Annotated in this window: 15 protein-coding genes and 1 riboswitch; of the genes, 2 read left to right on the top strand and 13 right to left on the bottom strand. The window is 41.6% G+C overall.

Annotation, left to right across the window (positions count from 1 at the left end):
* Positions 1 to 49 precede the first annotated feature (49 nt).
* The 8 genes from FDX04_RS15845 to FDX04_RS24230 form a co-directional block, all read right to left on the bottom strand.
* Entirely contained in the window at positions 50 to 1,087 is a 1,038-nt protein-coding gene (locus FDX04_RS15845) for a major capsid protein E (RefSeq protein WP_137371202.1), read from the bottom strand.
* A gap of 18 nt (positions 1,088 to 1,105) precedes the next feature.
* Positions 1,106 to 1,483 (bottom strand): hypothetical protein, encoded by a 378-nt coding sequence (locus FDX04_RS15840; RefSeq protein WP_137371201.1) that lies wholly within the window; start codon positions 1,481 to 1,483, stop codon positions 1,106 to 1,108.
* Positions 1,484 to 1,486: 3 nt separating this feature from the next.
* On the bottom strand, positions 1,487 to 1,711 hold the full coding sequence (locus FDX04_RS15835; protein WP_045890506.1) for a hypothetical protein: 225 nt from the start codon (positions 1,709 to 1,711) through the stop codon (positions 1,487 to 1,489).
* A gap of 644 nt (positions 1,712 to 2,355) precedes the next feature.
* Complete coding sequence (locus tag FDX04_RS15830; protein ID WP_137371200.1) at positions 2,356 to 2,688, bottom strand: hypothetical protein; 333 nt, start codon at positions 2,686 to 2,688, stop codon at positions 2,356 to 2,358.
* Positions 2,678 to 2,887, bottom strand: coding sequence for a hypothetical protein (locus tag FDX04_RS15825; RefSeq protein ID WP_137371199.1), 210 nt, complete (start codon positions 2,885 to 2,887; stop codon positions 2,678 to 2,680). Before FDX04_RS15825 ends, FDX04_RS15830 begins: the two co-directional genes overlap by 11 nt.
* Positions 2,880 to 3,260, bottom strand: coding sequence for a hypothetical protein (locus tag FDX04_RS15820; RefSeq protein WP_137371198.1), 381 nt, complete (start codon positions 3,258 to 3,260; stop codon positions 2,880 to 2,882). The genes FDX04_RS15825 and FDX04_RS15820 overlap by 8 nt, the downstream gene beginning before the upstream one ends.
* 305 nt (positions 3,261 to 3,565) lie before the next feature.
* Positions 3,566 to 4,159: a transcriptional regulator gene (locus tag FDX04_RS24515; RefSeq protein ID WP_233465200.1), complete on the bottom strand. Its 594-nt coding sequence runs from the start codon at positions 4,157 to 4,159 to the stop codon at positions 3,566 to 3,568.
* A 58-nt stretch (positions 4,160 to 4,217) separates the two neighbouring features.
* On the bottom strand, positions 4,218 to 4,385 hold the full coding sequence (locus FDX04_RS24230) for a hypothetical protein (protein ID WP_162838660.1): 168 nt from the start codon (positions 4,383 to 4,385) through the stop codon (positions 4,218 to 4,220).
* 1,872 nt (positions 4,386 to 6,257) lie between these two features.
* On the opposite strand from FDX04_RS24230, the gene FDX04_RS15805 reads away from it, so the two are divergent.
* Positions 6,258 to 6,818 (top strand): tyrosine-type recombinase/integrase, encoded by a 561-nt coding sequence (locus FDX04_RS15805; protein ID WP_063162045.1) that lies wholly within the window; start codon positions 6,258 to 6,260, stop codon positions 6,816 to 6,818.
* 257 nt (positions 6,819 to 7,075) lie between these two features.
* Here FDX04_RS15805 and FDX04_RS15795 read toward each other — a convergent pair whose 3' ends face one another.
* The 3 genes from FDX04_RS15795 to FDX04_RS15785 form a co-directional block, all read right to left on the bottom strand.
* The gene (locus tag FDX04_RS15795) at positions 7,076 to 7,891 is read right to left on the bottom strand and encodes a hypothetical protein (protein ID WP_063162044.1); all 816 of its coding nucleotides are present in this window, start codon (positions 7,889 to 7,891) and stop codon (positions 7,076 to 7,078) included.
* 6 nt (positions 7,892 to 7,897) lie between these two features.
* Entirely contained in the window at positions 7,898 to 8,614 is a 717-nt protein-coding gene (locus FDX04_RS15790) for a hypothetical protein (RefSeq protein WP_137371195.1), read from the bottom strand.
* Between the two features lie 83 nt (positions 8,615 to 8,697).
* Complete coding sequence (locus FDX04_RS15785; protein ID WP_137371194.1) at positions 8,698 to 9,999, bottom strand: tyrosine-type recombinase/integrase; 1,302 nt, start codon at positions 9,997 to 9,999, stop codon at positions 8,698 to 8,700.
* A gap of 67 nt (positions 10,000 to 10,066) precedes the next feature.
* Positions 10,067 to 10,162: riboswitch (TPP riboswitch) on the bottom strand.
* 243 nt (positions 10,163 to 10,405) lie between these two features.
* On the opposite strand from FDX04_RS15785, the gene FDX04_RS15780 reads away from it, so the two are divergent.
* On the top strand, positions 10,406 to 10,732 hold the full coding sequence (locus FDX04_RS15780) for an RcnB family protein (RefSeq protein ID WP_032941982.1): 327 nt from the start codon (positions 10,406 to 10,408) through the stop codon (positions 10,730 to 10,732).
* A 69-nt stretch (positions 10,733 to 10,801) separates the two neighbouring features.
* On the opposite strand, the gene FDX04_RS15775 is transcribed toward FDX04_RS15780, so the two are convergent.
* Positions 10,802 to 11,782 (bottom strand): fimbrial protein, encoded by a 981-nt coding sequence (locus FDX04_RS15775; RefSeq protein WP_137360800.1) that lies wholly within the window; start codon positions 11,780 to 11,782, stop codon positions 10,802 to 10,804.
* Between the two features lie 8 nt (positions 11,783 to 11,790).
* The gene (locus tag FDX04_RS15770; RefSeq protein ID WP_042307378.1) at positions 11,791 to 14,268 is read right to left on the bottom strand and encodes a fimbrial biogenesis outer membrane usher protein; all 2,478 of its coding nucleotides are present in this window, start codon (positions 14,266 to 14,268) and stop codon (positions 11,791 to 11,793) included.
* Positions 14,269 to 14,276 lie beyond the last annotated feature (8 nt).

Raw genomic sequence — 14,276 nt, 5'->3', positions numbered from 1 at the left:
AAAAGCTCTTCTGTTATTTCCAGACGGGAAGAACTACCGTCTACGCTCATTATTCTGAGACAGTACCGAAAATGATCGCTTGAGGCACATTAACAATCGGCAGATAGCTACACTCTGTAGCCACTTCTGGGAAGCCCCAACGCTGATCAACAATTACATACTGGTGATACAGATCCGCGCCTTTGCCTTGTGTCGCATGGCGAACACCAACACCAGAGTGAAGAACATAAGCGTTAGATTCAGGAGTCATTACAGGAATACTCACAAAGCCATCAACCCCGATTTTGTCAGTGATGAGGCTATAGCCTGTCACGTCAATCACGGTTACGCCGTTTAGCGTCCAGGTTTCAAAAGCAGGGTTTGCACCTTTAGTGCGGGTGTAGAAGTTATCGCCCTGCTCCAGAGGGAGCGTATACACCATGAAATCTTTCACGGATGGGTGATAGCGAAGCGCTACGGCAGCTTTACAAGAAGCCAGGATCACTACGCCCTGTTTAGCCTGTGCAAGTGCTGATCCCAGTTTCACATTCTGGATTCGTCCGATCTCGCTTAGTTGCTGGAATACGTTAGCGTCTGCGCTAATGTCCATCGTGTAGGTGGTTTTGCTATCACCTGCAAGGAAATCTAAATTGCCCTGTCCGGCGTATTGTGACTGCACACGAAGCCCTAATAGTGCTTCTACAAGGTCAACCTCTACCGTGTTACTCACCTGTGCATACTGCGCATCGCTGAAATCGTTAATAGCGAGGGTAATTTGATCAGCAGTGTCTACGGTTCCACGCACTTTATACTGCTCAAGGTCACGAGAGGTGACAGAGTTTAAAGAGTTAGTGTATTTAAGCTGATAGAGGGCATTGGTAAATTCTGGGCGTTCTGCACTGTTCCAATCGCTTTGAGCGTAGGGCATTTTCTCTGGTGCAACGAGATTTTTCACATCTGTGACTTTCTCAAGAGCGATTGAGTTAACGTCGTGATTCTCAATTTTGAATAACCCAAGATTAGTTACAATCTGGTTTAGTTGAGTAGAGAATGTAAACGGGCTGGCAAAGTCATACATGTTGCCAGAAAATAAATCTGAATAAGCCATTCTTATTATTATCCTTAATTAGGTGGTGCGTAGAGCTACGGTGTCGTAGTCTGTGAAAGTGAAGCCAAGAGTCGCTAATTGCGCTTGAGCCAGAGATTTATTCAGGCTTCCAAATTCAACGCCAACCAGGGCTAAAATAGTATGCTCTGGAGAAGCTACAATAAACGCCTTATCACCAGCGCTTGCAGGTTCTACGACAACATACGCAATGTCACCAGGGGTGGCAGCTTTCGCGCCTGATGTGCTAACGAGATCACCTATGATAAGATCGGCAGGAATACCGGGTTCCACACGGATCAGCTTATCCTGCATAATTGCATCACTTGCGTGAGCGATGATTTTATAACGGGCGTGACTGTTATTCCCGTTCAGAGTTTGAAATGTTCCAAATTGCATTGGTTATTTTCCTTTTGCTAATAGTTTTAATCGTTCCTCAAGCCCTGATGATGGGTGAGGGGTATTTGATTTTGTGATCGTGGCTGTAGGCCAGAATTTCTCTGTAGCCTGTCGAATCTCTTCGACACTTACGCCTAATACATGCGCCGCCTGTTTCATCATCTTTTCAGTGAGGACAAGTGAAGAGGATTTGTGAGTGATCACGCGGTCATAGTTCATCAGAAACATGAAGAAGTTTCCTTATCGTAACTTTTTTGTTTATAGGAGATAAAAAAGAAAGCGCCAGGTGGCGCTTCTTTGGGGAGGCTGGCAATCTTAGGAGGAAATCCAGCCCAGACTATTAAACGTGTTTACACGTTGGCAATAATAGTCAGTGGAATCTCATTAAATACTCAACCTTTCGGGAAGCTCAATAATTAATAAGAGGGGTGCTTACATTACTGTAAGCTACAGGCAAACCATTATTCAAACACCTGATCATGTAGATCATGAAACAGTTTCCCATTCATTTAAATAATGTCGTCTGACAACTACACGTTGTTATAAACAAAGTAATAGCTGTAAAGAGCGGAATTGCTCTTCTATAAAATCACTTGTTGTGAATTGTTGCTTTCAAAGGGAAGGTGTTCTCCACCGGATACCCCCTATTTATTGAGAAGAGGCAATAAATAAAGCAGTGGAGAATCCTTGCTAGAAACAAACGAAACGTAGCAATAAAGAACACAACCAAAAATCAAGAGGAATGATTTTAGAGAAGAGGGCTATCCCTACAAGTGGAGAAATAGCCATCTATGGGAGAAGTGATTCGAATACTTACCCTATAACTCCATTATGACATAAAAAGCACAATTTGTCAATCAATTACTCAACATTTATGTTATAGCGCATTCCTCTGCAATGCCAGAGGATTTGAATTCTTCAATAGTTTCACCCACTTGCTCTTTAACATCCTGAATGCTTGCTACAAGTTCGTTAAGCTCTTCCAGCAATGCCGGATCATCCTGTAGCCCTTCAACCTGCATACAAGCTGTAGAGATGCTCCCTAACTCGCTACAAGCCGTCATCATAAGCGCCACCACCTGCATCAGGCTTTGTGGGGTTTTGTCTTGCTGCATAGTGTTTACGGCTTCCAGGAGTGGGGCGTGATGTTCATAGTGGAATTGGTGCAGGACGTCTGTTAGCCATTCAGGGTGATTATTCTGCATCTTGCATACGCTCCTTAATACCTTTGATAGCCTGAATCCCTGCCAGGAATGGCGCGGCTTCTGTAGCCAGTACATCAACGATAAGTTCGATCTCTTCTATTTTATTTTCTTTTTCGAGAGAGAGGGCTTGTTCGAATAGGTATTCTACGTATTCAACACGTTCTTTAAAATGTGGGTGTTGTGTGATTTCTTCAATCATAGTTGTCATTCTCCGTTAAAAATAAGCCGTCAAGTTCTCTCACTCCGGCTACGGTGTTATTTATCTGGTTATAAGTGATGTAATGCTCAAGGGATGAGAAGCCCAGGCATTGCCATTTCTTCAAATTTGAATCATCCCAACTATAAACTTTGCGTTTACGTGGTTTGTAATACAATCCGCTCGAACTTTCGAGAAGATCATTTAACGCGGCCCACTCTTCCACAGAGGGCGGTGTTGAATGTACTTCTTCAATGTGTTCTATTAATTCCCCTGGGATTTCCTCAAGAGATTTAATGTAGAGGCGGGATGATTTGATTCTGTTTACGTTCTCTCGCTCAAGGCGGGTGATAGTATTACGTTCTTTTTTACTCATTGCACCTCGTGTTAATTGTTAGAGGTGATGAAAGAGACATTGTGAGACACATCAAAATCATAATCGTTGCTCTTACGAGTGAGCGTAATAACATTGGCTTGTTGCATCAGAGATAGCCAATACCTAACACCGGATTCACTGTAGCCCAGAGCGCTTGATAATTGTCTAATGCTGGAACGGAATTTTCCATTCTCACGGTGCAGAGATGCCAAGTGATTATAAAGACGTTGGCAAACAGTGTTACATTCGATTTGATGATGTGTGGCTTCGTTCAATAGGTATAGTTTGTTCATTGTTCCCCTTGGTTAAAATGGTATCCCGAATCGTCCATAGAAGTGTGGATAACGATTTTCAAATCTCATCTCTAACTTATCTTCGAATCTGGAAGGTAGTTTCTTATGGTTACTTTGCATTACACGACGAGCATAATTTATAAATGTATCTCCCCTGTTTTGCTGTCGTAAACTGTCAGGCTTTGACAGCAGTTCGCACACTGAATCAATAATCACATCATCATCCGGCTTTTCCTCTGCGGTCTTCACTGGTTCAGAGGCTGGCGTAGGTGCTGGAGCACTTTCATGCACTTCAAGGGGAGTAGGCTGTAGTTCTGGAGATTCTTCTCGTGGAATCTCTAATACTTGATAAAGATTAGAAGTCCCAGGGCGCGGATCTTTAATAATCAATCCCATTTCAAGCAGTTTCTTAACTCGTTCCTCTGCAGCTCTTGGCGTTATTCCAAACACATCACCTATTTTTGCATAAGAAGGAAATGCGCGGTCAAATCCCCTTAGATAGCAATAGAGATTTTTAGAACCATCAGTAAATTTATGCCCGTTGACGTGGCTTATTTTCAGAATCCACATAGGAACCCTGACAAATTGATCATCATTTGTTGTCATTTGAAATTTTATCCTTAATTGTAATCGCGCTCACGGCGCTACTATGGTGATAATTGGATCACTTGCCCTTGTTAAGATTGGTTGCCTCTTTATTCAGAACATTGAGGATGTATTCTGTAACTGTCACTCTTTGATTTCTCGCCTCTTTAAATAAGGCCTGGAACGTTTCATCAGGAATGTGTAAGCAAGTGCGCGGTTGTTTCTTCGCATTTATAATGTCGCTCATGTGGTTTTCTCCTTCTGGCTTATTTGTCAGTTTCTTTCTCTGCTGCTCTAATTAGATCGAAGCGTCGTAGCACTTCATTAAAGAACTCTTCACGCTCTTTATAGCCGTGCTTACGATTAGTGTTGCGTATAGCTTTAATTTGGAAGCGGGTGACTTCACCGTTAACAAGCTGTGACACCGTAGTGTCAATGTCGAAGTATTTAATAACGGTTCTCCTTAGTTGAGATAAAATAAAAACACCTTGCAGCCTGACGGCTCAAAGTGCATTGCGATTTGGAATTTTTGGGAGGCTGAACACCTCAGAGATAGAAGGTAAGAATCTTTTTCTTAGCTCCTGATACTAATCTAACACGAAACAAGATAAAAGTCAATAATTATTTTTACCCATTTAAGATCATAGCATACTCACCAAAAGAGATCAAGTTCTACCAATTACCATAAAACGCGCTGTATCGAGCTATGCGAGGTTTGCATACACATGCGCTACATAGGTATTCCCTGCCCTGCTTAAAACGCTCTATGAGGCTGCTGTGAAGCATAACGGCATACGGGCGCACCTCTGGCACTTACTCCCGAAACCAATAGCACAACTACAGAGGGATAACGGTAGTTATCAGGATTGTAGTTAGTTGGTATTGGATTGAGGCTTAGTGAACTTGCACGAGGTACGGGGGTAAGTGAACTTTAGCCACTGGCGAAGCACACGATTATTACGCGCACAGCGCAACGGTACTTTGCCTACGGCATAAAATCATTCGTGCCTGACGTTCGTCAGAAACGAAGTTTGCACGAGTCAAGAAGATACAGAGTTACGCTTGTGCTTGTTCCTGAGCGGTACGGGGTCGAACCGTCAGCCCGTCAAGGGTGGCGTAGGTGAGATTTCCCGTAGAGTACCGACCAGGAACAGCGTAAAAAGATCATAAGTTCTGATCTAATAAAGTAATTTAATAAGTGATCTAATAGCTAACAGAATTCTGTTACCCCCTCCCCCAAAATTCTGTGGGGGTGTCTAACAGTTTTCTGTGGGGGTAGGGTCACAGTATTTTGTAGGGGTACTGGTGCATAGAAAGTCCAAAGGGTAACAGAATTCTGTAGGGGTGCTTGTTTCTCACTTTACCCGACGGTAAATCGTCGCCCTGCTCACTCCGATTTATCCATGCAATAACCCTGGTGTAATTCCCATCAAACTGGCCCGTAATCCGCTGGTAATTGGCAGGTAAAGAAACGCCATTGATACAAGAAAAATTTAGCCTAAGTTAAATTTCAACTTTAATTTTAAAATCACTTAACCTTGTTAAAGCCTTACCCCGTGCGGCTCACAGCGATCATTGTCCACTATGAGCACTTTCATGATAGGTGCAATTTGTCGAACGAGTTTTCACGAAATGAAACGCCGCTGATTTTTTCATGCCAAAATCCACCATTTCATTAGCATTCTAATCATTTCATTACACAATCAGTTTCAAGTGAATAAACTCTGCATACTCCGTGCATACTGGCAGGTTAGCGCCACCCTCGCCTAATACCCTCACATTTTCCAACATAAAATCAATGAAATAGACAACAACCACACACAACCATCTGTAGTGTGATGTTCCAGTGTTACCAACCTTTTTTGTGCCGATCTAATGGTTTGGCAACGTCTAAACACATGTTCATAAACGCCAACCAATTGATTTTGTTGATGATATTTTGGAATTGTGCAATTTTCGATCTGGGTGTGCCTAATCTTTGCGTTAAACACTGGACATAATCGCGCCATCCACCACACATAACACAGATCAATTTTTGATCATTTATCTTGTAACTCACTGAAATTGATCATAATGTTTATTTCATCGGTTTAGATCTGTGACCTTGAAGGAGAGTAAATTGAACAGAGCAGTAGTGTTAGACGAACAGCAAGCTAAAGCGATCAGAGAGTGGCTAAACGCTCATAACAAGAGCCTGATAGCTGACGTTACATTAATGATGCAAGCCGCCGTACTGCGTGTGGGGGATGCCGTCGCGTTACGCTTCGACGAAGTGATCAACGGTGAGATAGACATAGAAGAACAGAAGACAGGTAAGCGTAAAGCCCTCACCCTTCCTGCTCCAGTGATGCAGATGATCGCACGTCGCCGTGCTGAGTATCCCCATGATGTGCATGTGTTCAGAAGCCAGCGTAACCGCTCGATGAACAAGCAAACGCCTGTACGACGCGAGGAAGTGAGCAAACAGATTGCAGAAGCCGCTAAAGCTATCGGGATTCATGGCACAGTATCGGCACACAGTTTTCGAAAGGCGGGAGGTAATGCAATTTACAAGCGCTCTGCAAACAACATCGCGTTAGCTATGACCGTGCTCAATCACAGCAACATCACCGACACCAGGCGCTATCTGGACTTAGACAAGCAAGCCGTTAGCCGTGTGATCAATGAGATGGACTTATAAGGGGTATAAATGAAACACCCTGTGCTAACGCTGACACTATTGCCAGCCCTGGCCCTCGCAGGGATCACATTAACTTTGACAGACGAACGGGAGACAGACAACGCGAAGTTTTGCGTTTACAGCAATGCCAATTATACAGAGACAGTGACGATCAGACCGTCCGAACACTGCAAACACACACGCACCTTTTGACAATGAAGACTAATTGCTCTTTAGTCGATTTCGCCATAGAAATTACTATTACTTAACAAACCAAATTAATCTTTCAATGGAATTAGTTTTTTACCTGTATCTTCAAAAAAGTTGTATTCATCCCAATAAACTGTATACCAACGCATTATCCCATTTGGATTTCGGTCAAGAATGCTTTTTAAATAAGACTTTGTTTTTTTCTCTTGAGGATAATCAGAGGAATAAATTACGATGCAACGAGCATTTAATCCTCCACCGCCTCTCATAAAAAATGATAGATCTTTAAAAGTTAATGAATTGAAATGAGCACAATTCTCCACATCATTATCTAATTTCACCACCATTGACTTTATTTTATCGTATAAGGAAACCATTTCATTAAACAACTTATTATTTGCTAGGTTAGCATTTCTTTCATTAATCGTTTTTAAATAAAGTTCATCTTTTATAATTCCTATTGGATACCTAGCTTGCTGTACTATGTCTTGAGACAAAAGATCCAATAAATTTAAATCATAATCTGATAAAGATAGTTCTAAATCTTTAATCATAGATAGCAAATCATGGCTGTAAAACTTAAATTTTTGAGAGATTGTATTTTCAGTAGCGCCATAATTCATAAGTAGAACTGCTGATTTTAATAGCAATTCAAAAGCATAACCTAATAAAAGACGACTGCTTTTATCTGTTGCAGTCGCTATGTCTATCAATTCATAAATAGACTTATCATTTTTATTAGCATCAGAGAATTTCCTTTTACTCTCATCTCCTTGACTACGTAGTATCTTTGCAGATAGATAAAGACTTTTTGACTCTTTAATCCATTCATCTCGTTTAAAAATCCCTTTCCCATTTTTATTTGTTACAACTGAATTAGCCATTTATTACTATTCCTCAGAAGTAATGAATTCAATTTCATAATACATACTAATAATGCTTGTAATAACAAAAATTAACTTTACAACATCAACACGAGTTGCATAGTATTGTTGTCTTCCATGGGCAAATGCGTGCCTATTCAACGAATCAAAACTTTCAAAATCAATCTTGATAAAATACTTATCTAAGAATTGTTTAATTAAATAGATACTCTGCACAAACTGATAAGGAATTTCACTATCATTTTCAATGAATTGACCGTTCTCATCGTTTTCAATCCAAACTTTTCGTGCCAAACCCATACTATACTTCACATTACTTAAGTCACCATCATTTGAAAGATCAGCCAAATACCTTTCAAGTATTGCAAACAATGAAGGAATACAAATTTGATAAAATCCTTGCCTGTATGCTTGAATTACCTCTAATAACATCTTGTGGATAAAAGGATTCTGTTCCTCTTCAAGATCTATTATTTTGAAAAATACGCTTTCAAAATTAATTTCAAAAAAACTCATGAACCCTAATTCAATTTCTTTATCTGATAATTCTGATGACGGGCATTGAAAGTAATCATAACAATCAAAAGCTAATGGGGGAACCCATCCATTTTTAGATAACCGATTGATAAAATCCCATGAGAGATAGTCATCTTTCTCTAATCGCTCAAGAATACTTTCCATTATCGAATGGAATTTTTCAACAGTTAATTTATTTAGTAACACCTCAAACCTCATAAATTAGAAGTCTACAGATAAATCATCATCCATGAAAAAACTAACAAATACAAGAACATAACCAAAATTTATCATTCCCAGTTTAAACCATCGATCACATAGCAAATGCTTTGCAGTGGGAATGTATGTAAATAGCGTTTAGTAATCCCGCCACTTTTCTCGTGACCAACCGTTTGTTGTAGATGCAGAATGTTCTTTACCCATCCAGCCATCGCAGTAGAACAAACAGAATGACGAATACTGTGCAAAAGTCGTCTTTGCCCGTAATCATCGAGATACGCAATACCAAGCTGATCACGGAGATCTGAAAACATTTTTCCTATCTTCGTCATGTTCGTTCCTGCAACTTCTGAGAAAATCCGCTCCTTCCATTGGCGATCAACGTAGTCCATAAATCCCCATTCGATCAATTTCGAGTGGATCACTACTTGTCTGGTAGCATTTTCAGTTTTCCCCTGCCCTCCTTCTGCAATAAGGAAGTAATGCCGTTGGCTGTCTTCATCGAATTTTATCTGTGACTTCTCCAGTTTGGCAATCTCGCCTCTTCTGGCTCCGGTGTATGCCAGCAGCAATGTGATCCACTTTTGCCAGTTGTCAGGCTGTTTTAGCGCCCACCCCACAAACTTTTTCATCTCTGCTGTGCTGTAAGCACCGAACCTCGCTTTTGAAGGTGCTGCCACTACTCCATCAGTTGGGGACTTCTGCAAAACGTCTTTGCTTTCAGTGAGAAAAGTTTTAAACAAGGATTTGTAGATTTTGAGGTGCTTATGAATAGCTTCAACACCCACGAGATCATCCGGTGGCACATCATCACATTCTATCAGTTGCTGGATGGTCATTGATCGATAAGGCTGTACAACGCGCTTAGGGAGGTTCTCAACAACTTCCATCACCTGCTTAATGTCCTGCTTTGTGATCATCGTTACATCAGTTTCGCCTCCCAAGACAGTTAGCAACACTTCCATGTAACGCTCATTTGCCATTGAGATCGATTTCGTCCAGTTGCGCCCTTTTTCATCTTTGTACATCGCCCATGTATCCGAAAGGGTTAGCATCCTTTCCGATACAACTTGTGCCACTGGCTCAACGATTTCAGTAGGTACAACAATCGGCTGACTGAGTAACTGCGGAACTTTCACTGTCTTACGTTCTGACACAATCAGGTTTGACACAAAAGCATCAAACATCGGGATCGGTGTAGCTAATGATTTAACAAAAGGAATGTGCGGAATAACACCAACCATCAAAGCAGATGCTTCACGATAACTATCAGTGAGAAGGGATTTTTTATACATCCTGCCATTTGAAAGCCGGATTTGCAGATAGTAATTGCCGTTTCGTTGAAACGTGTATGGAAGAGTTCTGTACCTCATGATTAAGCCCTTTTTGTACCTCAAGTGCATTCAGCACGGACAAAAAGAGATGCAATCTCATGATAAGTAGGCCAAATTTTGGCCCCCTACGCTGGCATTATCCAGATCAGGTGGTACGGGTATTTCTCAGCCTTCACCAGGAAGGGCACCCCGAGTCGTTGAAACACAAACGTAATATGCTGGTTTCAGCAACAGGATACTGTCTGTGTCTGATGATGTAAATCGGCACGGCACGCTGATGCTTCGCCGCTAAACCTCTGGTCACAGTTGCCTGATTTCTGTACTTTCATTTACACTTTTTACGAAATTACTGGAGTGATAACAAAATAGTGCTTGTCAGATGTCCTGTTAGCCAGGAATCATACATGACTGATTTTGATGACCCGAACAGGTAGAGAGGATGGGTATGAAGAAGAAAATGTTGCTGGGCGCGCTGTTGCTCGTAACCAGCACTGTCTGGGCCGCGCCTACAGCTACTGCTGCCGCAAAGGGTATTGATCAATATGAGCTAAAAAGTTTTATTGCTGACTTCACCCATTTCAAACCCGGTGACAAAGTTCCACCACTGTATCTCACCGAAGAATACACCATAAAACAGTGGAATCTGCGCAACCTGCCCGCACCGACGGCAGGTACCCACTGGACCTATATGGGCGGCGCGTATGTGCTGGTCAATGATGCCGATGCTAAGATCATTAAAGCCTACGATGGCGAGATTTTTTATCATCGATAATGGTATTTAATTAAAATGAAGAACACGTACTGTCCAAGAGGCAATTCGTGTTCTAAATTTCATGAAAAATCAATCATATGTAATAGTAAAAACAACCTTGCTTTGCACTTTCCCTGTTCGTAACGGTTCATTATTAATTCGTGCATACCTGGCACTAACTATAAAATTATAATATTTATCAACCGCCCCCATCTTTTCTATTCTTTTTAAAACAGATCCGTTTTTTAAGGGGACACTGGTATCTGAACCACTGTAGATATTAAATCCCACTCCTTGCGCACCATCAGGTAAAGTGTTTTTCAGGGTAAGTCCATCATCCGACCAATCGCCAGAAGAAACTTTAAGTGTTACAGGATTTGTTGCTACACTATACACACCGTTACATTCTAGCTTGAGAGTATCAGAAACATTTTCTCCATATCTACCAGCCTGTAAATCTTTCATAGAAATATTCGGTAAAGTAATAGCATAATCAGACTGTAAAAACTTACAGGTTGTCGGTTTATGCGTTATATTGAAGGTTATTTTTTGCGAAAATGAAGCATTCAGACCTAGTAAACATGCTAAAATATTTGTCAAACTACAGCTGGAATTTGATGAAAATATAATCGCATCATCAATAGTAAAGGTGCTGGTGTTAGAAAACCGCTGTTTTACATTACCAGGAGCGTCGACATATTCAACCTTAAGTTGAATATCTTTTGTATTAAACAGATCTGCTGCTGAATAATCACGACTGGGAAATACTGAACCTGGCGTAGGTATTGGCGATTCCCCCCCGACAGAAGCATTTAATTTAATATATATAGATTTCCCGCCTGAAGAATTTTGCAATTCAACTATATAATCTTGTAGGCTATTGGCTATATAAATTTTATCTCCAGAGCTATAACAACTAAAACTCCCATCAAAATTCGTATTGAAATTTTTAGTCTCCCCTTGGTCCGTTAATGTGAAACTAATGTTAGCATCTTTTTCTTGCGTTCCCGAGCAAGTTGCGTAAGACATCATTGGAAATAATAAAACCAACATTATGTAATACTTTTTCATGTATCACCTCACCGACAAATATAAACTTTACTTTCATCAATCGTTTTATCGAAGGTGATTGCGCATGAAAGTCCCTGTTGTTTATCGACCGCCACTTTTATCTCCGGCGGTACTTGGTTGGTACGAATAAAAAGCTGACTTCCCTGACCTACCACACCAATATTTTGTCCATGGCTGTCTTCAACTTCATAGCCAAACGTCAGCGGTGAACCATCTGGACGCAACGCACGAATAAACCATGGCTGACGTTGATCGGTCTCAAATTTAACCAACACCACGGCACCCCGATAGGGAGCGGTACTGTGTCGATTCCCCATCAACTCGGTTTCACTGTTCGTATTTGAAATATCCAGCATCAGGTTATTTTCCCGATAGGGGGTAATAGTATCGTATAACACTACACCGTTATGGTTCGTGGTACGGTATCGTTGCCCGTTAACATAGGCCCCTTCCAGTCCCGGAGCCTGAAGAATAGCAAAGGTATCTGAGAGACGATTAGCCAGATTCACTCCGCCAGACCATGCCAACACCCCGCCTGAAATATTGCCGCTGGCTTGCATATATTTATTTGACTGGCTATAGCTGCCGTTTAGCGTAGCAAGCGGTGCATTCCACGTTAGGTTGGCACCAGCCATCGTTTCGCTGTCCTGACGCTGATGACTCAGGTTGACACCGTAGTTAAACTGGTCGCGATCGCCAATCGTTCCTGAAAGCCCGGTCGTATTTGAGGCAAAGCCGTCATCATCAAAAGTTGTTGAATTGGATACATATAAACGTCGGCTTCTTGAAGTAATATCATCTCCCCATTCAAACGGAATAGAGATAAAAAAGTTAAACCGCTTATCTTCGCGATGATTTTCATCATAAGTCTGACTGGCAGAAAACGTATAACTGATCCGTTGCCATGTATTGGAATAACTCAACTGATAATCTTTATTGCTGCCGCTACGCCCCCAATAATCGCGCCATAGTGTACTCAGTGACACAGACCCCCAGCCGACTGGTAAAGATTGGTTGATGTTTGCAGAAAAACTATTTTTACGGCCAAAATCATTCTGGTAATAATCTGCAATGTCATAAACATCATTTTCATCACGATGATAGCTGTCTTTATTATTAGCCCAAACGTGATCGTTAAACGTTCGGTAATCCCGTGATGAGTATCGATATGCAGCAAGGCCAAAACGCGTGGCGGTTTGTGTTAAATATTTATTATAAGCAATTTGATAGCTTTGCCCATCAAATACATCGCCATTATCCTGTTTACTGTGCGAACGCGTCGCATCCACGGAGATGGCGCCAATTCGGGTATTCCAGCCAGTCCCTAACGTAAACGAATTGTAGTTATCAGCGAGCATCGTACCGGCGTATAACGTCAAGAGGTTATTCCACCCATATTGATAACTTAGCTGGGTAAAATCGGTTTGGTTACTTGCACCCTCAATATGGCTGCGACCAGCGACAAAATCATATTTGGATACACCAGGTTGCAGCATATTCGGGACAGAAGAGAACGGTACCAGATAGGTCGTTACTGACCCATCGGCCTCTTTAATACTGACATCAAGATCAGCACCACCGCCCGCCAGTTGTAAATCAGCGATAGAAAACGGACCTGGCGGTACCTCTTTTTGGTAAACCACAAAGCCGTTCTGCTCAATAGTCACTAACGCATTACTCTGTGCAATCCCCTGAACCAATGGCGTAAAATTTTGCCTTGAGTTCGGTAACATCTGCATATCACGGTACACTCGCACTCCGCGAAAGCGCACAGAGTCAAAAATATCAGACGATGTGTACATATCCCCGACACGCAGAGTACCGAGAATTTGCGAGATCCCACGCTCAAGGTAAAAAGTATTACTTTTCCACTCACCGCTACTGTCTTGAGCTTTGGTATAGCTGGCATCTGAATGTAACTGCCAGCCCAGCAGATTCAGTCCACTGTTAAAACGAGCATAGGTGCTTTTACTATTACCAGAATTTTTATAGTCGCTGTAGTACTGACTAAGGTAATAAGAAGTATAAAGAGCATTAATTCCACGGTCCCAGTTTTCTGGGGGAACATAACCATTTTCCAATTCATCTACATAAGCCTGGGGTACGCTAAGGTTTAACTGAAATTTTCCTATATTCCAACTATAGCTTCCTCCTTGAACCATTTGCTTAAGCGTCAGACATGTCTGGGTTTTATCGATCTCATCAGTATTAATTCCTAAACGCGAAATCGTATCGCGGGACAGACAAGTTTCTTCAGGGGTGTCTTTAACAGTAATCTCATATTTACCGCGCCATTGAGTATTGACATAGATATCAACATCATACTGCCCTGGCAATGGATGGTTATCATCAATACGGAAATCAGAAACCTTCGCCCCCTTCATACCACCAGTCATAAAATTGGTATCGAAGGTCTCTTCAGCATAGGTAGTAATACTCCATAACGAAATTAATATCGCAGAAGCAAGCGGGGTCATCCTTAACATAATCAGCT

Origin of the sequence: Citrobacter sp. wls615 (assembly GCF_005281355.1) — a bacterium.
Lineage (GTDB): Bacteria > Pseudomonadota > Gammaproteobacteria > Enterobacterales > Enterobacteriaceae > Citrobacter > Citrobacter werkmanii.
Note: the sequence above shows the minus strand (reverse complement) of the source record. Positions and strands in the feature narration are given on the sequence as shown.

Coding starts and splice junctions, on each gene's coding strand:
- FDX04_RS15845 (WP_137371202.1), bottom strand. CDS start 1,087: ATGGCTTATTCAGATTTATTTTCTGGCAACATGTATGACTTTGCCAGC.
- FDX04_RS15840 (WP_137371201.1), bottom strand. CDS start 1,483: ATGCAATTTGGAACATTTCAAACTCTGAACGGGAATAACAGTCACGCC.
- FDX04_RS15835 (WP_045890506.1), bottom strand. CDS start 1,711: ATGTTTCTGATGAACTATGACCGCGTGATCACTCACAAATCCTCTTCA.
- FDX04_RS15830 (WP_137371200.1), bottom strand. CDS start 2,688: ATGCAGAATAATCACCCTGAATGGCTAACAGACGTCCTGCACCAATTC.
- FDX04_RS15825 (WP_137371199.1), bottom strand. CDS start 2,887: ATGATTGAAGAAATCACACAACACCCACATTTTAAAGAACGTGTTGAA.
- FDX04_RS15820 (WP_137371198.1), bottom strand. CDS start 3,260: ATGAGTAAAAAAGAACGTAATACTATCACCCGCCTTGAGCGAGAGAAC.
- FDX04_RS24515 (WP_233465200.1), bottom strand. CDS start 4,159: ATGACAACAAATGATGATCAATTTGTCAGGGTTCCTATGTGGATTCTG.
- FDX04_RS24230 (WP_162838660.1), bottom strand. CDS start 4,385: ATGAGCGACATTATAAATGCGAAGAAACAACCGCGCACTTGCTTACAC.
- FDX04_RS15795 (WP_063162044.1), bottom strand. CDS start 7,891: ATGGCTAATTCAGTTGTAACAAATAAAAATGGGAAAGGGATTTTTAAA.
- FDX04_RS15785 (WP_137371194.1), bottom strand. CDS start 9,999: ATGAGGTACAGAACTCTTCCATACACGTTTCAACGAAACGGCAATTAC.
- FDX04_RS15780 (WP_032941982.1), top strand. CDS start 10,406: ATGAAGAAGAAAATGTTGCTGGGCGCGCTGTTGCTCGTAACCAGCACT.
- FDX04_RS15775 (WP_137360800.1), bottom strand. CDS start 11,782: ATGAAAAAGTATTACATAATGTTGGTTTTATTATTTCCAATGATGTCT.
- FDX04_RS15770 (WP_042307378.1), bottom strand. CDS start 14,268: ATGTTAAGGATGACCCCGCTTGCTTCTGCGATATTAATTTCGTTATGG.